Origin of the sequence: Qipengyuania qiaonensis, from assembly GCF_019711515.1 — a bacterium.
Lineage (GTDB): Bacteria > Pseudomonadota > Alphaproteobacteria > Sphingomonadales > Sphingomonadaceae > Qipengyuania > Qipengyuania qiaonensis.
Map to the genome: position 1 here is coordinate 81,006 of NZ_JAIGNO010000006.1, position 18,710 is coordinate 99,715.

The 18,710-nt window shown below is 62.3% G+C and carries 19 protein-coding genes; 11 read left to right on the top strand and 8 right to left on the bottom strand.

From position 1 onward, the window contains the following. Nucleotides 1-202 precede the first annotated feature (202 nt). The gene (locus K3174_RS10810) at nucleotides 203-514 is read left to right on the top strand and encodes a GIY-YIG nuclease family protein (RefSeq protein ID WP_221558287.1); all 312 of its coding nucleotides are present in this window, start codon (nucleotides 203-205) and stop codon (nucleotides 512-514) included. Nucleotides 515-953: 439 nt separating this feature from the next. Continuing rightward, nucleotides 954-1,391 carry an FKBP-type peptidyl-prolyl cis-trans isomerase gene (locus tag K3174_RS10815; RefSeq protein WP_221558288.1) on the top strand — a complete coding sequence of 146 codons (438 nt, stop codon included), beginning with the start codon at nucleotides 954-956 and terminating at the stop codon, nucleotides 1,389-1,391. A gap of 66 nt (nucleotides 1,392-1,457) precedes the next feature. On the opposite strand, the gene K3174_RS10820 is transcribed toward K3174_RS10815, so the two are convergent. Next, entirely contained in the window at nucleotides 1,458-2,027 is a 570-nt protein-coding gene (locus K3174_RS10820; RefSeq protein ID WP_221558289.1) for a pyridoxamine 5'-phosphate oxidase family protein, read from the bottom strand. 186 nt (nucleotides 2,028-2,213) lie between these two features. Here K3174_RS10820 and K3174_RS10825 point away from each other — a divergent pair, with 186 nt between their 5' ends. Next, on the top strand, nucleotides 2,214-3,113 hold the full coding sequence (locus K3174_RS10825; RefSeq protein WP_247712086.1) for an RcnB family protein: 900 nt from the start codon (nucleotides 2,214-2,216) through the stop codon (nucleotides 3,111-3,113). A gap of 84 nt (nucleotides 3,114-3,197) precedes the next feature. Here the strand turns inward: K3174_RS10825 and K3174_RS10830 are convergent, their stop codons facing one another. Continuing rightward, entirely contained in the window at nucleotides 3,198-3,752 is a 555-nt protein-coding gene (locus tag K3174_RS10830) for a cytochrome b (protein WP_221558290.1), read from the bottom strand. Nucleotides 3,753-3,850: 98 nt separating this feature from the next. Here K3174_RS10830 and K3174_RS10835 point away from each other — a divergent pair, with 98 nt between their 5' ends. Then, nucleotides 3,851-4,522 carry a prolyl hydroxylase family protein gene (locus K3174_RS10835; protein ID WP_221558291.1) on the top strand — a complete coding sequence of 224 codons (672 nt, stop codon included), beginning with the start codon at nucleotides 3,851-3,853 and terminating at the stop codon, nucleotides 4,520-4,522. Nucleotides 4,523-4,526: 4 nt separating this feature from the next. On the opposite strand, the gene K3174_RS10840 is transcribed toward K3174_RS10835, so the two are convergent. Together K3174_RS10840 and K3174_RS10845 are read right to left on the bottom strand one after the other, a co-directional pair. Continuing rightward, a complete protein-coding gene (locus K3174_RS10840; RefSeq protein ID WP_221558292.1) occupies nucleotides 4,527-6,155 on the bottom strand; it encodes a lysine--tRNA ligase in 1,629 nt (542 codons plus the stop codon). A gap of 325 nt (nucleotides 6,156-6,480) precedes the next feature. Then, a complete protein-coding gene (locus K3174_RS10845) occupies nucleotides 6,481-7,218 on the bottom strand; it encodes an SDR family oxidoreductase (protein WP_221558293.1) in 738 nt (245 codons plus the stop codon). A gap of 100 nt (nucleotides 7,219-7,318) precedes the next feature. On the opposite strand from K3174_RS10845, the gene K3174_RS10850 reads away from it, so the two are divergent. Beyond that, nucleotides 7,319-8,209 (top strand): AraC family transcriptional regulator, encoded by an 891-nt coding sequence (locus K3174_RS10850; protein ID WP_221558294.1) that lies wholly within the window; start codon nucleotides 7,319-7,321, stop codon nucleotides 8,207-8,209. Nucleotides 8,210-8,571: 362 nt separating this feature from the next. Here K3174_RS10850 and map read toward each other — a convergent pair whose 3' ends face one another. After that, on the bottom strand, nucleotides 8,572-9,333 hold the full coding sequence (gene map / locus K3174_RS10855; protein WP_221558295.1) for a type I methionyl aminopeptidase: 762 nt from the start codon (nucleotides 9,331-9,333) through the stop codon (nucleotides 8,572-8,574). A gap of 1 nt (nucleotide 9,334) precedes the next feature. Next, nucleotides 9,335-9,544 carry a ParD-like family protein gene (locus K3174_RS10860; protein ID WP_221558296.1) on the bottom strand — a complete coding sequence of 70 codons (210 nt, stop codon included), beginning with the start codon at nucleotides 9,542-9,544 and terminating at the stop codon, nucleotides 9,335-9,337. Between the two features lie 126 nt (nucleotides 9,545-9,670). Between K3174_RS10860 and K3174_RS10865 the strand changes: the two genes are divergently transcribed. Both K3174_RS10865 and K3174_RS10870 read left to right on the top strand, forming a co-directional pair. Continuing rightward, on the top strand, nucleotides 9,671-10,999 hold the full coding sequence (locus K3174_RS10865) for a TrkH family potassium uptake protein (protein WP_221558297.1): 1,329 nt from the start codon (nucleotides 9,671-9,673) through the stop codon (nucleotides 10,997-10,999). 1 nt (nucleotide 11,000) lies between these two features. Then, the gene (locus K3174_RS10870; protein ID WP_247712087.1) at nucleotides 11,001-11,648 is read left to right on the top strand and encodes a potassium channel family protein; all 648 of its coding nucleotides are present in this window, start codon (nucleotides 11,001-11,003) and stop codon (nucleotides 11,646-11,648) included. An 81-nt stretch (nucleotides 11,649-11,729) separates the two neighbouring features. Here K3174_RS10870 and K3174_RS10875 read toward each other — a convergent pair whose 3' ends face one another. After that, the gene (locus tag K3174_RS10875; RefSeq protein ID WP_221558299.1) at nucleotides 11,730-12,680 is read right to left on the bottom strand and encodes a hypothetical protein; all 951 of its coding nucleotides are present in this window, start codon (nucleotides 12,678-12,680) and stop codon (nucleotides 11,730-11,732) included. A gap of 196 nt (nucleotides 12,681-12,876) precedes the next feature. Here K3174_RS10875 and K3174_RS10880 point away from each other — a divergent pair, with 196 nt between their 5' ends. The 3 genes from K3174_RS10880 (at nucleotide 12,877) to K3174_RS10890 (ending at nucleotide 17,692) form a co-directional block, all read left to right on the top strand. Then, nucleotides 12,877-15,618 (top strand): ATP-dependent DNA helicase, encoded by a 2,742-nt coding sequence (locus K3174_RS10880; protein ID WP_345719629.1) that lies wholly within the window; start codon nucleotides 12,877-12,879, stop codon nucleotides 15,616-15,618. Between the two features lie 10 nt (nucleotides 15,619-15,628). Beyond that, entirely contained in the window at nucleotides 15,629-16,156 is a 528-nt protein-coding gene (locus K3174_RS10885) for a SixA phosphatase family protein (RefSeq protein WP_221558301.1), read from the top strand. A gap of 147 nt (nucleotides 16,157-16,303) precedes the next feature. Continuing rightward, on the top strand, nucleotides 16,304-17,692 hold the full coding sequence (locus K3174_RS10890) for a gluzincin family metallopeptidase (protein ID WP_221558302.1): 1,389 nt from the start codon (nucleotides 16,304-16,306) through the stop codon (nucleotides 17,690-17,692). A gap of 68 nt (nucleotides 17,693-17,760) precedes the next feature. Here the strand turns inward: K3174_RS10890 and soxR are convergent, their stop codons facing one another. Beyond that, nucleotides 17,761-18,198 (bottom strand): redox-sensitive transcriptional activator SoxR, encoded by a 438-nt coding sequence (soxR, locus tag K3174_RS10895; protein ID WP_221558303.1) that lies wholly within the window; start codon nucleotides 18,196-18,198, stop codon nucleotides 17,761-17,763. 127 nt (nucleotides 18,199-18,325) lie between these two features. Between soxR and K3174_RS10900 the strand changes: the two genes are divergently transcribed. Next, entirely contained in the window at nucleotides 18,326-18,697 is a 372-nt protein-coding gene (locus K3174_RS10900) for a VOC family protein (RefSeq protein WP_221558304.1), read from the top strand. The last annotated feature ends 13 nt before the right edge of the window (nucleotides 18,698-18,710 follow it).

Consider the following 18,710-nt stretch of genomic DNA (forward strand, 5'->3'; position numbering starts at 1 on the left):
AACCCAGTGTGGCCGTGGTACTTGGTTGCTCTGGGTCCCCGCCTGCGCGGGGATGACGCTGGTGCGCGGGAATGACGTTGGGGCGCAGGGACGACGTTGGGGAGTGGGGATGGCGGGAACGGGTAAGGCCGTTCCGCACAAATTGAGACCGCAATGGTGTGAAGGGGCTGACGGGCCGGCCGTCCGTGCCTAGGCTTTGTGGATGTCGTTCGAACGTATTCCCTGCGTCTACATCCTCGCCTCGCAGCGAAATGGAACGCTCTACATCGGCGTGACGTCCGATTTGGTCGCCCGCATCCAGCAGCACCGCTCCGGGGCCGCCGATGGCTTCACGAAGAAGCATGGCGTCAAGCGGCTCGTCTGGTTCGAAGTGCATGAGGAAATGGAGCCGGCCATCCTGCGCGAGAAGCGGCTCAAGAAGTGGAATCGCGCGTGGAAGCTGCGGCTGATCGAGGAGGCCAATCCGCAATGGCGCGACCTGGCGGAGGATTTCGGGTTCGAACCGCTTGGGTGAGCGCTCCTCCCCTTCCCGTCATTCTCGCGTAGCAGCGTCATCCCCGCGTAGGCGGGGACCCAGAGCAACCAAGCACCTCGGCCATTGAGCCGTCCAATACCCGACCCACCACTTTCCTACACGCACGTCGCGCGTTAGCCTTCGCCGGTTATTTGATCGCCGTGAATCCCACTCCCATAAAGCCCCGCCAGCCGTGCGGGGCTTTGGCGTTTTGGGGCACCTATAAGCGCTCTGGCGAAAGGGCCCCCCGAATGTGTTTCATCAACTTGCATTCTCTGCAACCGACCGATCCTCGCCGAACCGTGTCGCTGTCCGCTCCGCTTCGTTTGACATACCCCACCTCGGTTTGACAGACTCGGATGCAACGCGCCCGGTCCGCGGGCGCATTCCCATGCGGTGCCTCCCTCGCGCCGCGAACACGAAATCGACAAGGATATCCATGACCACTCCCAGCAGCGGCGACACCGTCACCATCGATTACGTCCTCAAGCGCACCGACGGCCAGGAAGTCGGCAACACCCAGCAGGCCGGGCCGCAGGACATCACCATCGGCAGCGGGCAGATCTTCCCGCAGATCGAGGAAGCGCTCACGGGCATGAGCGTCGGCGACGAGCAGACCGTGGCCATCCCATGCGACAAGGCCTTCGGTCCGCGCAACGAGCAGATGATCATCGACATTCCGCGCGCGAATCTGCCGCCCGAGCCCGCCCCGCAGCCGGGCATGGCCTTGCAGGCGCAGTCGCCAGACGGCCAGCCGATGACGCTCTACGTCCTCGAAGTCGGCGAAGAAACGATCAAGGCGGATGGCAATCACCCGCTTGCCGGCGAGGACATAACTTTCGACATCACCCTGCGCGAGATCAAGCAGGCGGCCTGATGTCCCGGCAACGGGCGGCACCGCTGGTCGGCACGAATTGCCGGACGCGCCGGTGACCGCCCGCCGCTAGGGCGTGATCCACTGCCCCTCGTCGCGCGTCAGCAGCGCCCGGCGATGGCCGGTATGCGCCAGACTGAACCAATCGGCCACGTCCACCTCGATCAGCAGGAGGGCAAAGTTGGCGCGCGCTGGAACCACCTGATCGTCGTCGGGCTCCACCCCCTCGAACTCTCTGGGCAGGCCCGAGGTCGGTGTGGTCGAATCCGTACCCGGCCCCTCGCCCAGATAGCACCGGCGGGCAAAATTGGGGCTGTCGGCCCAGGCCGCATCGACCGCAGCGCCGACGCGTTCGATCCGCGCCCTGCCGCGCAGCCGCAACTGTATCTTGGCCGGCTTGTCGTAAGCCAGCACCGCGATCCGCGGATCGGCCTCGATCACGGCGACCTTGGGACTGCGCGCATCGGTATGGAACCGCAGGACCCAGCCTTCGGCGTCGAACCCCCGCAGCACCATGATCCGCGCGTCGGCATCCGCAGTCGCGATCACGGGCGTGTGCATCGGGGCGTTCCGGTCGCGTGCCGCCGCCTCGAGCCGTGTGGCGATATCGGCGCGGACTTCGTCGAGTCTGTCGTACATGGCATTTTCAATGAACGCATGGCGCTATGGTGCCAAGCCCATCGATGTTCATGTTGAAAGTGTCAAACATGAACAGAAGGCCGCCAGGTCGGTTCAGACTGCCGTCAGGCCATGTTGATACATAATGCGACATTGACAACAGCCGCGGGTGGTGGAGCGGCGCAGGATCTGTGAAGGATACGCTCCATGAAACTGACCAGACTGATGAAGGGAACTGCGCTGGGCGCCCTGGCCGCGGCGATGTCGATCACCGCCCTGCCCGCCGAAGCGGAAGCGCAATCGCGCGACCGGCAGGAACGCGCCCAGCGCGATCGCGGCGATCGCGGCGAAGCTCGCCAGCAACGTCGCGCGCAAGGTAATGAGCGACGCGAGAACCGCCGCGAGGCGCGTCAGGACCGTCGTGGAGATCAGCGCGAGGCGCGTCAGGACCGCCGTGGCGACCAGCGCGAAGCACGCCAGATACGGCGCGACGTCCGGCAGGACGCGCGCCAGGATCGCCGCGAATGGCGTGGCGACAACCGCGCGGATCTGCGCGAGGCGCGCCGCTCCATCCGGGAAAACCGGCAGGACATCCGCCAGGATCCTCGGGCCCAGCGCCGCGACTGGCGACAGGATCGCCGCGAGAATGTCCGCGAAGCCCGCCGGGATCAGCGCGACTTGCGACGGGATCGCCGCGAGGACCGTCGCGACTGGCGGCAGGATCGGCGCGAAGACATTCGCCATGCGAACCGTCGGGCCCGCTATTACGACGGCCGGCGCTGGCACGACTACGATCGTTGGGATCAGCGTCGCTGGCGAGCCAACAACCGTTACGACTGGCGGCACTATCGTAACAGCAACCGGAACATCTATCGGCTGGGCCGCTACTATGCGCCCTATCGCGACTACAGCTACCGGCGCCTGAGCATCGGCTTCCGACTGGGCAGCGTGTTCTTCGGCAGCCGTTACTGGATCAACGATCCCTGGCGCTACCGTCTGCCGGCCGTCTACGGTCCCTATCGCTGGGTCCGCTATTACGATGACGTGCTGCTGGTCGACATCTACAGCGGCGAAGTGGTCGACGTGATCCACGACTTCTTCTGGTAACGGCCCACCGCCGATCGGCTTGAGAGTGGTCCGGTTGGCAATCGACACCCCCGCCGAACGATCGGCGGGGGTTTTTCATGGTCGTCAGCCCGGCACCTTGCCGAACGGCAACATCCGGAAGATGCCGCCATTCTTGTCGAAGAACGTATGTTTGAGCGCGCCGAGAATGTGCAGGCCGATCAGGTAGATGAAAATCGTCCCACCAAGCGCGTGCAGATCGAAGATCGAACCGCCCAGATCTTCATTCTCCCCTGTCGGAAGCGGCGGGATGGTGAACAGGCCGAAGAAGTCGATGTCCCGTCCGGTCATCGAATTTGCCAGCCAGCCGCCCAGCGGCAGTCCGATGAGAAGAACGTAGAATATGACATGCACGGTGCGCGCAAGCGCGGCCTCCCAACCGGCCAGGTTGGACGGCAATGGCGGGACCTTGTGCGTGAAACGCCATAGCAACCGGCCGACGGTCAGCACCAGAATGGCAATGCCCCAGGCTTTGTGATATCCCATTACCTCGCCCCGCAACGGTCCTTCCAGGTCTTGCGCACGCTCGACGATCTGCCAGTTCATGATGACGAGTACGGCGATCAGCCAGTGAAAGATCATCGCTCCCGTGGAATAGCGGCGTGCACTTGTATCGCTCATGATTTGCTCCCCGAAGCCTGATTGCGCTAACCTACCGCCAAGCTGCAAAGTGGCAAGTCGCGGCTTGTCGCAGGCTGCTCGATTGCTACACACCCGATATGAATACCAAGACTGCCCCCGTTCCCGACCAGGATGCCCTCAAGCGCATCGGCACGATGGTGCGCCAGCGCCTCGATGCCGATCCGCAGGCCTACAAGATCCCGACCGACAAAGCCGAAATCTATGCCATCGGCGATCTCTTCACGCCGGAAGAATGCCAGCGCCTGATGCGGATGATCGATGCCGTCGCGCGGCCGAGCGAGCTGCACGAGACTGCCTATGTCGCAAAGTTTCGCACGTCGTATTCGGGCAATTTCGATCCGCACGATCCGTTCGTGAAAGCGATCTCCCGCCGGATCGACGATGCCCTCGGCCTGCCCGACAAGGTGGGCGAGAGCATTCAGGGTCAGCGTTATCTGCCGGGGCAGGAGTTCAAGCCGCACAACGACTGGTTCTACACCGATCAGGAATACTGGAAGCTCGAACGCAAGCGCGGCGGGCAACGCTGCTGGACCGCCATGGCCTTCCTCAACGAGGTGGAAGAAGGCGGGCACACCCATTTCGTCGAGGTCGGCGCCTCGATCGAACCCAAGCCCGGCGTGCTGCTGGCCTGGAACAACGCCACGCCCGAAGGCTTGCCCAATCTGGACACGCTCCACGCGGGCACGCCGGTGATCAAGGGCCAGAAATACGTGCTGACCAAATGGTACCGCACGCGCAAGCATACCTGACCCGTCAGGCGCGCGACAGCGCCTCGGCGATCAGCTTGCGGGTGTTCGCCACGCCGTAAAGCGCGATGAAGCTGCCCATGCGCGGCCCCTGCTCGCTGCCGAGCAATGTCTGGTAGAGCGCCTTGAACCAGTCGCGCAGACTCGCGAACCCGTACTCCTCGCTTTTGCCGATTTCGTAGACTTCGGTCTGCAGATCCTCGGCGCTCGCATCCTCGGACGCTTCCGCGAGATACGCGTCGAGCGCACGCAGAGCGTCGGCTTCCTCGGCCGTGGGCGCGCGTTTATCGAGCGTCGGCACGATGTAGTCGCGCGTGTAGGCCACTGCAGTTCCGATCAGCACCTCGAGCTCGGGCGTGATCCGCCCCGCGCCGATGTAGCTTTCGAGGTAGTCGCGCAAGGACGCCTCGCTCGCTTCCGCGCCCAGGACGCTGGCGAGGTTCAGCAGCAAGCCATAGGTCACCGGCAGGCTGTCGCCCGCGCCCGGCGCTTCCGCTCCTTCGAACCCGCCATTGGCGCGGGCAAGGTGCCAGACCGGATTGCCGAGCTGCTTGTCGAGATCCTGTTCGGACAGTCGTTCGCGGAACTGCCAGTAATCGTCGACCGCGCGCGGGATCACGCCGACGTGCAACTGCTTGGCGCTCTTGGGATTGGGGAAGATGTAGAAGCCGAGGCTCTCCTCGCTGCCATATTGCAGCCATTCCTCGATCGTGAGGCCGTTGCCCTTGGACTTGGAGATCTTCTCTCCCTTTTCGTCCAGGAACAGCTCGTAGATCAGGCCCTCCGGCTTGCGACCGCCCAGCACCTGCGCGATCTTGCCGGACTGGATGCCGGTATCGGTCAGATCCTTGCCATACATCTCGTAATCGACGCCCAGCGCCACCCAGCGCATGGCGAAATCGACCTTCCATTGCAGTTTGGACATGCCGCCCAGCGCGGACTGTTCGACCACGCTGCCGTCCTCGTCGGTAAAGCGGACCATGCCCGCGTCGGCATCGACCACCTCCACGGGAACCTGCAGCACGCGGCCCGTTACCGGGCTGATCGGCATGATCGGCGAATAGGTCGCCGCACGTTCCGCCCGCAAAGTGGGCAGCATGATGTCGAGGATCGCCTGGTTATTGCGCAGCACCCCGCGCAAGGCATCGTCGAACGCGCCGCTTTCGTACCGGTCGTGCGACGCGACGAAATCATAGTCGAAGCCGAAACGGTCCAGAAAGGCGCGCAGCATCGCGTTGTTGTGCGCGGCAAAGCTGTCATGATCCGTGCCGAACGGATTGGGAATGCGGCACAGCGGCTTGTGCAAATTCGCTTCGAGCAGTTCCGGGTTCGGCACGTTGTCGGGCACCTTGCGCAACCCGTCCATATCGTCGGAGAAGGCAACGAGGCGCGTCCTGCCGTCTTCCGGCTTGGCCCCGATCAGCGCCTCGAAGGCGCGCCGTACCAGCGTCGTCCGCAGCACTTCCTGGAATGTGCCGATATGCGGCAGACCGCTGGGGCCGTACCCGGTTTCGAACAGGATTGGCGACCCATCGGGTTTCACGCCGTCGGGATAGCGTTTGAGCAGCCGCTGCGCCTCCTGGAACGGCCAGGCCTTGGACACGCGCGCGGCGGCGATCAGATCGGTCATGCTCATGGCTGATGCCTCTTGCCGACTCGCCGTGCCGTTGCAAGTGCGAACGCATGGCCTCTGTTCAGCTTCCGGGCCGCGAAACCGAGACACGGACCGCATGGACCACAGTCCAGGCAAGGAAAACCGGTTGCCCCTCGAACGGCTTCAAACGGCGCTTCCCTGGCTGACAAAAGGAGTTCCATCGCCGCCTCGATACCTGACGAAATGGGTGTAGGACAGCGGTGGAGATGCAAGTGCGGCGAATATCGTTTACGGACCCGCTTAGCAGGTGATTTCCGCTATTTTGATCATCCACTTGCAGCGGACGCCAGAAGCCCGAAAATAGCGGCTAATCTTGCGCGGTTGGACGTACTACGATGCTGCCGATTTCGACGTCGTCTGGTTGATCGATCGCAAAGGCTATTGCTCTCGCGATGGCGTCCGGCGAGATCGCAAGTTCTTCCTTGCGCTTTTGCAGCGCCGCCTTGATTTCCGCGTCCACGGCATTAGCGTCGGCAAAGCTCGTATCGACGAAACCTGGCGACACCTCGGTAACCCTTATGTTTGGTCCCGACTCTTGTCGCAAGCCTTCGGTCGCAGTCCGCAGTGCGTTCTTAGTCGCAGCGTAGATGCCCATAGTAGGCACCACTTTTATGCCGGCTGTTGAGACAACATTGACGAAGTGCCCGGAACTCTGACGGCGAAAGAAGGGAAGCGCGGCCGCGATGCCATATAGCGCGCCCTTCAGGTTAACGTCGATCATGGCGTCCCAGTCTGATACTCGCAGGGCATCAAACCGAGAGAGCGGCCCAATACCTGCGTTGTTCACCATGACGTCGAGCCGACCGAATTGTTCGCAGGCAAAACGGACAAGCGCTTCCAAATCTGGCCGATGGGTCACGTTCGTCACTCTGAATGCGGCCGTACCGCCCGCTGCCTCGATCTCGTTCGCAACCGCCGCAATCTCGGCTTCGCTTCGCGCAGCGAGGACAACGAGTGCACCTCGTGCGGCCAAGTGGATAGCACTTGCTTTGCCGATGCCGCGCCCCGCCCCCGTCATGACGACAACCTTGTTCCGAATGGTCAATTGAAAACTCCAAGCGCCTGATATGTAGACCCACCTACAAATAGCCTCCCGGACGTTCTATGCTTGATCGGCCATCTCTTTATCGCAATACGCCGGTTTGATGTCCGATCCTCTTTCCGACGTTCTCGTTGCTCTCGGTACGCGAAGCGTTCGGGGTACTCGCCTGGAAGCATCGGGATCTTGGTCACTCGCTTTCGACGGACGATCGCGGCTCAAGTTCACGGCAATAATGCGCGGGCAATGCTGGCTCCGCCTTCCCGGCCATGCTCCGGAGGCTCTGAATGAGGGCGACGTCTTTCTACTAAGTGACACAAGCTATGTCGTAGCAAGCGATCCGATGATCGAACCGGTTGACGGCACGCAGCTATACGCTGCGCCAGGACAAAACGTCGTGCGTATCGGCAGCGGCTCCGAAACAAGTATGGTGGGCGGCGGCACTGGCTTTGCTGATGGCAGCGCGTCGTTCGTTCTAGGAGCACTACCGTCATTTATCCGTATCGATCACACATCGCCGCACGCCGAGGCCGTCGCAAGGACGCTCGCATTCCTGCATGTCGAGATCGGGCACGCCAAGATTGGTGCATCGCTTGTTGCCGAACGTTTAGCGGAAATCCTCGTTGTCGAAGCAATCCGCGCCTACGTCTCGGTCACTCCCTCGAACAGCGTGAGCTGGATCGCTGCGCTTGCAGACCCCCGGATCGGCAAGGCACTCAGCGCGATGCACGGAGATGTCGCACGCCGCTGGACGGTTCCTCTGCTGGCAACCGAGGCCGGCATGTCTCGGTCGGCTTTCACCGAAAGGTTCGCCCGCCGCGTCGGTAGTCCGCCGCTTAGCCACTTGACGAACTGGCGGATGATCGTGGCGCAGCGAAAACTCGACGCCGGCTTGAGTGTGGCTGCCGTGGCCAGTGAGGTTGGCTACAACTCGCAGAGCGCGTTCGCTCACGCGTTCAAACGCACATTTGGCCGAACTCCGCGCGCTAGACAATGATGCTGCTTTGCCATCCTTTAACCGCAGCTGTATCGACGGCGCACTCACCTAGTGTTGTCAGACCTCAACGGATGAAGCATCTATCCACTTGAGCAACGCCCGCAGCGGTTCGGGTGTATTCGCGCGAGGTTCATCGCCAGGATCGGACCCTGGCTCGGCGGTGGCGATTTGGCTTTACTGCGCCGGAAGCCGGGAGCAATTACGACTTTACGGCTTCAAACGGCGCTTTCCTGGCTGGCAATAGGAGTTCCATCGCCGCCTCGATACTCTGGGGATTGGCTGTAGGACAGCGTGAGGTAAGGACGCGTAGCGCGAACAGTCCGTCGAACGCTGGTCTCCTGTCGCATCGGTTGCGGCAGTTCCTAGATTTTTTCGTCTTGCCTCAATGTCAGAACCTCGAACCCGTCTGCAGTCACTGCAACGGTGTGTTCGAACTGTGCGGACAGCTTTCCGTCCTTTGTTACAACCGTCCAGCCATCGTCTCGCAGAGACGTGGCACGACGCCCCATATTGACCATCGGCTCGATGGTGAACGTCATACCTTCACGCAATCGCATACCTTTGCCGGGCCGGCCATAGTTCAGGATCTGAGGGTCTTCGTGCATTTCGCGACCTATGCCGTGGCCGCAATATTCGCGCACGACCGAGTAGCCGTGTTTCTTCGCGTGCTTGTCGATGGCGAACCCGATATCGCCAAGATGGGCGCCGGGCCTCACCCGTCGAATTCCTTCCCACATCGCCCCCGATGCGACCTTGACCAATCGCCTGGCCTGCGGCGAGGCATTTCCAACAATATATGTTTTGCTGGAATCGGCGATAAAACCGTTCTTTTCCAAAGTGATGTCGAGATTGATTATGTCGCCGTCATTTACGATTACGTCCACGGACGGCACGCCGTGACACACGACTTCGTTGATCGAGCAATTCAGGACGTACTCGAAGCCGTATTGGCCCTTGCTGGCGGGCCGCGAGGCGAGGTCCGTGCAGATAAAGCGCTCCACGAGATCATTGATCTGCATTGTCGACATGCCGACAAAATCGAGCTCGTCCAGCATTTCGAATACGGAGGCGAGCAAGCGCCCCGAAACGCGCATCAATGCGATGTCTTCCGGTGTTTTGACCATCTCAGGCAGCTTCGCGCGTGTGGTTCTCTTCCTTTGCGGCAAGGTCTAGCTGCTGCTTGACGATGTCATTGAACGACAATGCCGGATTGGCCTCCGCCAGCCGACCGATCTTCATCCAGAATTCCGCCTGGGCGTTGATCGACCGACACATGACCGCGCTGGCCGCCCGCACCTGCTCGTGCAATTCCTCGTCGATCTTCACCAAGCCCATAAAATGCCCTATCCGTTGTGTAGTTGGATCATATACGATTCATATATTCGATCCGTCAATCCGGATTGAGCCGGCCGCCGCGATTTGGCTTTACTGCGCCGGAAGCCGGGAGCAATTGCAGCGGCAATGCTTCGCTTGCGCGACCCGATTCGGTTAATTCCCCTTCTTTTCCTTGGGTTCATCGCTGTCGGCACTGCCGTGCTCAGCCTTCCCTTCGCCACTGCGGACGGATCCCGCGCTCCGCTGCTCACCGCCTTGTTCACCGCCACATCGGCTATCTCGGTCACCGGCCTGATCGTCGAGGATACGCCGGTCTACTGGTCCATATTCGGTCAAACCGTGGTGATGATCCTGTTTCAGATCGGGGGCTTCGGCATCATGACCGCAGCGACCCTGTTCGGACTGATAGCAGGGCGCGGCTTCGGCCTGCGCGATCGCATGGCAACGCAGGTGGAGCGCAACCGGCTGGAAACAGGCGATGCGGCATCGGTGCTGAAGCTAGTTTTCAAGATTACCGTATTCGTCGAGCTCGTGGTTGCGCTGATACTGGCGACGCGTTTCGCGACGACCTATGGAATGGGCCTGCCGGAAGCCGCCTGGCACGGCCTGTTCCATTCCGTAAGTGCCTTCAACAATGCAGGATTTTCGAGCTTTTCCGATAGTGTGATGGGTTTCCAGACCGATGCGATCGTTCTGGGCCCGATCATGATTTCGGTCATACTCACGGCACTGGGCTTTCCGGTAATGCAGGATTTGCGCCGCCATAAATTGCACTGGCGCCAGTGGTCGTTGCACACCAAAATCACGGTTGCGGGAACGCTGGCGCTGCTCCTGTTCGGTCTGGTGGCGACACTGGCGATGGAATGGAGCAACCCCGACACGCTCGGTCCGATGGGGGTCGGCGCCAAACTGCTCAATGCAGCCTTCCATTCGGTCATGCCGCGAACCGCGGGCTTCAACAGTCTCGATATGGGATCCTTCCACGACGAGACCATCATGGCCAATTATTTCCTGATGTTCGTCGGCGGCGGGAGCGCCGGCACCGCGGGCGGGATCAAGGTAACGACCTTCTTCGTCCTGTTTGCGATCGTGCTGTCCGAAATACTGGGCCGGCGCGATGCCGGTCTGTTCCAGCGGCGCTTCGGGCGCGCGATAGAACGTCAGGCGCTGTCGGTAACCGTGCTGGCCGCGTCGCTTGTGTTTGCGGCGACGATCTACATCGCGTCGGTAAGTTCTCTGCCGCTCGACGACATCCTGTTCGAGTGTATTTCGGCCTTTTCTACCGTAGGTCTATCCACCGGCATAACGGCCAAGCTCCCGCCGGATGCTCTGGTGGCACTGTGTCTGCTGATGTTCGTAGGTCGCGTGGGGACGATTACCGTGGCGACCGCGCTGGCGCTGGGCGGGCGCGAGCGTCCCTATCGATATCCCGAGGAGAATCCCATTGTCGGCTAACATGCGCAAACCAGTCCTCGTCGCGGGTCTCGGCCGCTTTGGCGGTGCGGTCGCGCACACGCTCGAACGCATGGGTCACGAGGTGCTGGGGGCCGATACCGATCCACGCCTGGTCCAGGATTTCGCCGGCGAGCTGACCAAGGTTGTCGAGGCCGACTGCACCGATATCGGTACGTTGCAGCAACTCGGCGTAGCGGATTTCGAGGCTGCGGTGGTCGCGATCGGTTCGGATATCGAGGCCAGCGTGCTGACGGTGCTCGCCCTTTCCGACCTGGGCATTACCAATATCTGGGCCAAGGCGACGAACGACAAGCACGCGCGCATTCTCGAACGCACCGGCGCCACGCATGTGGTTTTTCCCGAACAGCGCATGGGTGAACGTGTCGCCCGCCTGCTGAATGAGCGGCTGCTCGACTTCATCTCGTTCGGCGACGAATTCGCTATCGCGCGCCTGAAGGCGCCCGATCCGATCGTCGGTCTGCCGCTGATCACCAGCGAGTGCCGCAAGAAATTCGACGTTACGGTCGTCGGCGTGAAACGCGAGGGAGAGAATTTCATTCACGCCGTTCCGGACACAATCATATTCGCGGACGACGAACTGGTGGTCTCGGGGCGGATCGCCGATATCGAGAAGTTCTCCGCGATCTAGGCGTCACGGCAAAAGGGGCGCCCGACTACGAGGTAGTGGACGCCCCTTCCGCTGCGACACCTTTCGAGGGTCGGGAGGGATTTAGGCTGTCGCAGGACGCCAGCCGCGCAACTCCGGCCAGACATTGGTGTATTGGCTCAGATCGATGGTCGGCTTGCGATCCGTAAACCGTGTTCCCAGCGACTGCAGGATCAGGCGAGCGCGCTTGGCGCGGGCCTTGTGCGAGGCGAAAGGATTGGCGCGGTCGGGCTTGGCATCGATCAGCTTGCGCAGCAGGCGATCACGCTCTTCCGGGTTGCGCGGCGGAGCAGCCGGCAGTTCGACCGCCGCACCGTTGCTCGGCACCGCCGGGCGTTCGGGCTCGATACGCGCGAACTGCGTGGGCTCGGTAACGGGGCTGACAATGGCGTGCTCGCGCTCCTCGACCGGAGTTGCCGAGATGATCGGCCGCTCGATGGTCTGCGGCTCATCTCCGCGGCGGCGGCGACGCGAACGGAACAGCAGAACCGATGCGAGACCGACACCGCCAAGTGCAAGCAAAGAGAACAGCAGCGCGGCGCTCGACGTATCGTTCACCGGGTTCTGGGCAGGTACGGCCTCGGCAGCGCCGGGCTGTGCCACCTCGTCGGTAGCTACCGTCGCCAACGCATTCTCGTCAGGGAGCGGGGCCGCGTCGGTATCGAGCGCGGAAATGGCGGTTTCGCCACGCTCGGCAGGAGCGGCAGGCGCTTCAGGTGCCGGGGCTGGAGCTTCTCGCGTCGCAGCGCGCGTGGTCTGGGTCGTCGCAACCGGCTCTGCCTCCTGAACGACCGGCGCTTCGACAACCGGCTCAGGTTCGGGCAATTCTACCGTAATCGGAGCCGGGGCCGGTGCAGGCAGCACCACCGGAGCGGGCGACGCGGCGGGTGCCGGCGCAGGCACGTCCAGCACGATGGTCGGCGTTTCCTGGGCCATAGCGGCGGGTGTGTGGAGCGCGGCCATCGCGGCAATCGCGATGGGGGCGCAGGCGATCATATGGCGTGTCTTAGTCATGCCAATTAAACGGGCGTGTTTTCGCCACAGTTCCGATGAACCGTTGTTCAGAAAACTATATCACATTGTTTTTTATAATATAATTGAATCAATTTCGCGGTTAACCGTAGACCAGTTGCGGTGAACCGAGCCGCCGACGGCATAGTTCCGCCAGCTTCTGTTTACTTTTCGTTCCTGCCCTTTCATGGTCGTTTCGGTGACTCAGCCCCTCCCCCTTCCCGCCCTCCATGCCAGCCATGCAGGCACATGGTTGCGCGATGCCAACGGGGGTACGCGCGGATGTTCGAAGGGCGAAGCGGTGATGGCCGCCGCCGACACGCCGCAACTGCTGATGAACGCACCGCTGGTCGCCAGCCGGCTCGGCTATCCCGACCTTTCGGGGCTCGATTTGCTGGAACTGTTCGCGTTCGTCCATCCGGCGAGGTTCTGCGTGCCGACACCCAAGGGGCTGGCACATGCGCTCTCGCTGGACGAGCCGGCGGACGATGCCGCTGTGCCGTTGCTGCTTCAGCAGGCAGCGGGCGCGCTCGTTGCAACATGCGAAAGCGCCGACTGGGCCGAACGCGAAGGCGCATGGTCCGCGCTGCAATCGCTTGCGCGGTTGCGTTGGCCATGGGCGGGCGTGCTTGCGCCGCATATCGCGAGGCCGGACCGGGCCGAGAAATGGCTCTTTAGCCGCCTGCCCGAATGGGAGGAGACGCCCGATCGCCCGCAAGCCGCGCAAGTTTCGATCGAAGAGCCCGAGATCGAGGCGCAGCTCGATCGACTGACCGGCGAAGGGGCAGAGCGCCGCGAGGGGCAGCGATCCTTTTCCAGGGGTGCCGGGCACGTCTTCGGCCCGCGCGATCGCCACAAACGCCCGCATGTCCTGCTGGCGCAGGCAGGCACCGGGATCGGCAAGACGCTGGGCTATCTCGCCCCGGCCTCGCTGTGGGCCGAACGTTCGGGCGGAACGGTCTGGGTCTCAACCTACACGAAGAACCTTCAGCGCCAGTTGCGACGGGAGAGCAACCGCGCCTGGCCCGCGACCCGTGCCGACGGTTCGCCGCCGGTCGTCGTGCGGAAGGGGCGCGAGAATTACCTCTGCTTGCTCAATCTGGAGGATGCGCTGCAGGGCGGATTTGCCGGCCGGCCGGCGATCCTGGCGCAGTTGGTCGCGCGGTGGGCGGCCTATACGCAGGATGGCGACATGGTTGGCGGGGATCTGCCCGGCTGGCTCGGCACACTGTTCCGCAAGCGCGGGATTGCCGCGCTGACCGATCAGCGGGGCGAATGCATCTATGCCGGGTGCCCGCACTACCGGAAATGCTTCATCGAACGGAGCGCGCGGAACGCCGCGCAGGCCGATCTCGTCATCGCCAATCATACGCTGGTCATGGTCAATGCCGCGCGCGGGCGCGATGTCGCCGGTCGACCTACACGAATCGTTTTCGACGAGGGGCACCATGTCTTCGACGCCGCCGACAGCACCTTTTCCGCTGCGCTGACCGGGCAGGAGACGATCGAATTACGGCGCTGGATCATCGGCCCCGAAAAGAACAGCCGCGGGCGTCGCCGGGGCCTGTCCGCCCGCCTCGCCGATGTCGCCAGCTATGACGACGCGGGTGGAAAAGCAGTGGAAGCCGCAGTCGCGGCCGCGCACAACCTCCCCTCCGATGGCTGGCTGGGACGATTGGCCGAGGCAGCGCCGATCGGTCCGCTCGAAGAACTGCTCGCCGCGGTCCGCACGACCACCTTCGCCCGCGACGAGAGCGGGCTGGAGGCGGGTTATGGGATCGAGACCGAATGCGCCCAGCTTCCCGGCGAACTGGTTGAGGCAGCGGGCACGGCGGCGCAGGCGCTCGCCGCGATCCGCACCCCCCTGCTCAAGCTGGCGGGGCGACTGGAGGCGATCATGGAAGATGCGCCCGACTGGCTCGACGGTCAGGGCCGCGCGCGGATCGAAGGCGCGCGCCATTCGCTGGCCTGGCGGATCGACCTGATCGCCGCATGGGAGGCGCTGCTTTCGCGCCTCGGCGGACCGGCCGATCCCGAATTCGTCGACTGGCTGCAAGTCGACCGCAACGATGCGCGCGAATTCGACGTGGGTCTCTATCGCCACTGGCTCGACCCGATGAAGCCCTTTGCCAGGGTCGTCCTCGAACCCGCGCATGGCGTAATGCTGACCAGTGCCACCCTCACCGATCGCGACGAGACCGGGCCGGACTGGCCACATGCCATCGCCAAGAGCGGCGCGCCGCATCTCGACCTCGCGCCCAGGACGGTGCAGGCCGATAGCCCCTTCGATTACGCCGCCCGCGCCGAAGTGCTGATCGTCACCGATATCCGCAAAGGCGATATTCCTGCGCTGGCGGGTGCCTATGCGCGGCTGATCGAGGCGAGCGATGGCGGCGTACTCGGCCTGTTCACCGCGATCCGCCGGATGCGTGCGGTCTATGGCCGCATCGCGGACCGGCTCGCCCGTACCGGCCTGCCGCTCTATGCCCAGCATGTCGATCCGATCGACACCGGCACGCTGACCGACATCTTCCGCGACGATCCCCGCGCCAGCCTGCTCGGCACCGATGCCCTGCGCGACGGGGTCGACGTGCCGGGCCGGTCGCTGCGCTGCGTGGTGATGGAAAGCGTCCCCTGGCCGCGCCCCACCATCCTGCACCGCGCCCGACGCGCCGCCGCGGCCGAGCAGGAAGGCGGCGCGCAGCGATACGACGATCGCATCATCCGCGCACGACTGGCACAGGCCTTCGGGCGGCTGATCCGCACGCGGGAGGATTCGGGCCATTTCGTCGTCCTGTCGCCCGCCTTCCCTACCCGCCTGCTATCGGCATTCCCGGAAGGCACTCCCGTCACGAGGCTGACACTCGAAGAGGCTTTACAGCGCGTGGCCAAGGGTGTTGTTAGTCCGGAAACCTCGCCAGCGGAGACCCAGCCCCAGTGATTACGCGCGCATGAAGATCCTCGGCCTGTTGCGTCACGCCAAATCCGACTGGGGGCAGAGGGACAAGCGCGATTTCGACCGCGGGCTGAATGCGCGCGGTCGCAAGGGCGCGAAAATTATCGGCGACCACATCCGCGAACATGGCATCGCATGGGACCGCGTTGTCGCGAGCACTGCCGAACGCGTCAGGCTGACCCTGTCCGAAGGCCTGCCCGAACTCGATGTGCAATGGGACGAGCGGCTCTACCTCGCCGGAACCGACACCATCATGGAAGTCGTGCGCGAGTTGGGCGGCGATGCCGACACCCTGCTGCTGTCGGGCCACAATCCGGGCTTCGGCGACATGCTGTTCGATCTGGTCGCCCCCAAGAACGAGAACGCGCTGTACGACGAGGCAAAGGTCAAATTCCCGACCGCCGCCTTCGCCGTGTTCGAACTCGACATCGAAGACTGGAGCGACCTGCGCGACGGCTGCGGCACACTGGTCCATTTCGCTAGGCCGAGGGATTTCGATGCGGAGCTGGGGCCGGAGTATTGAAACTGCCCGTCCTGGGCGGGGACGGCCACTTACATGATTCTGACTGTATTTGGGGTGGGTTGCGGAAAAGCCGCCATCGAACATGTAATTGCCAAAGCTGCCGTTTCAGATATTCGGTTAGGATGCGCTTTTCTTGGAGATGATTAGATGGAAGCGGGCAAACGTCTGATCTGCCTCGCAGCTATTGTGCTACTTCCGCTTTCTGTCGCTCTGGCAAGTTGCGTCGCGCCTATTGGCGAGCAAAACCAGTCGAAGCCGCTGACATTGGAACTGACCCGTTTGCCCGATCAGCAGATTGCTGCCGCCTATCGAATTGCGGAGCCGATCCAAGCACTACACTTCCCGAGTGAATTGGGTGGGTATCGCGTCGAATCATGGCGTCCAAAGGGCGATGACTTAAGGTGGGTCATTGAGGGCGACGGCGAGCGGGTCGAGCGAGTGGACGGACGACCCTTTGAGGCTGTCACTTTCATTATTCCAATCGATTATCGTGAATTACCCAAGAGCTATGCGCCGTTCTCGCCCTTCAGCGAAGGCAGCACCCTAATTCATTCTGGGCAGTTTCAGGCTTGCTTGGCGGCGCCATGCGAGGACCCGGTACCCCTGCCAATCGCCATTGAGGCTAAGGGCGCGACCATTGGTTTAGAAGGGCGCCGAACGTTAATTCGCGACCAGTTTGTCAGCCAAGATGATGGAACGAACATCTTCGTGGGTACACTCGAGCCGGTTGAGGCCGATGGCTTCGTAGCGGTGATCGATCCGGGACTGCCGCCCGATCTGCGCCGAAATCTGGATCGATCTCTTCCGCAGGCAATGGAGTATTTCGCTTCTGTCTATGGGTTTCTCTCCTTCACGCCAGAACTCTACGTATCGATCGACGATGAGCCAGAGAAGCATGGAAAGATCTCAACACAAGGCGGCACTTTGCCGAACCAGGTCTTCATGCATTTCGACGGCGAGAACGCGCGCGAACGGCTTGCTACGGAAGACCCATTGTGGCTGGAATGGTTCTTCGCACACGAGGCGGCCCATTTGTTTCAGCAGGACAAGGCGGGCGGTAAAGCTGGTGACGATGTCGCGGCGTGGATACATGAGGGCGGAGCAGACGCGATGGCGGCACTGGCAATGAAGCGGCGCGGCATGACAGAGCGATCCTATGCACAAAAACGACTAGAGGAAGCTCAAACGGCTTGCGCGCTGGGCCTCGCGACCTCTCCGCTGAACAAGGCTACAGCGGAAGGAAAGTTCGATCTTCATTACCAATGCGGACTCGTAATTTGGCTCGCTCTTGATCACGACCTACGGCGCAATGGAGATGCTGATGCCGGATTACATGATCTGAATCGCGCTTTCTTTACGGCAGTGCGTAACGGACAACCGTGGAACGAACCGATCTTTCTTCAAACGGCAGGCCAAGAAGGCGTTTCGCAATGGCTGCTGACACATATAACTCGCCTCAACGACGTGAGATATGCAACTAGCGCTGTTGCAGAATTGGGCCAGCTCGCGAAGATGAGTTTGCTATCCGACGAATGACTGGTTTTGGGAGTTCACCAGCGGCCATTGAACGACCGAGATTAAGGTCGCAAACAGACACCTCAACACTAACGCAAAACCCGCGGCCCCGCTCCGCCCTCGGCGGCAATATCCTCGGGATTGTAGAGCTTGCAGGTCTTCAGGCTCAGGCAGCCGCAGCCGATGCAGCCGTCGAGATTGTCGCGTAGCGACTGGAGCTGGGCGATCCGCCGGTCGAGGCTCTCGCGGATCGCCTCGCTGATCTTCCACCAGTCGAAGCTCGACGGCGTGCGGCCCTGCGGCAGGCTGCGCAGGTGGTCGCCGATTTCCTCGAGCGACAGGCCGAGTTTCTGAACGATAAGGATGAAGCTCAACCGCCGGATGTCGCTGCGCAGGAAGCGACGCTGATTTCCGCCCGTGCGATGGGACTGAAGCAGCCCCTTGTCTTCGTAAAAGCGGATCGCCGAGGTGGAGAGGCCGGTGCGGCGCGCGAGGTCGCCGATGCTCAGGAGGTCGTTCGGATTCATCGATTTCTCTGATAGGGCATTTGAATCTTGACCTCAAGTGAAGTTGAAGTTGCATAGCAAAAAGCATCGCAACTGCGAATGCCTGGACCGTTCCATCTCCAGGCATCCGTCAACAGGAGATGCACATATGCCTATCGGACGCCTCGAGCACGCCAATTTATCGGTCACGGATCCCGAGCGGAGCGCCGCGCTGCTGAAGGATCTTCTCGGCTGGAAGGAGCGCTGGCGCGGCGAATCCATGATGGGCGGCCGGTCGGTCCATGTCGGGGAGGCGCACGACTACATCGCGCTCTACACCGGCGACCATGTGAAGGGCGAATACGCCAAGGGTAATCCGCTGAATCACGTGGCCTTTACCGTCGACGACCTCGACGCGGCGGAGAAAGTCGTCGCATTTCACGGCCTGAAACCCTTCGGTCACGACGATTACGAACCCGGCCGCAGATTCTATTTCTTCGACTGGGACGGAATCGAATTCGAGGTGGTCAGCTATGAATGAGCCGATGCCCGAA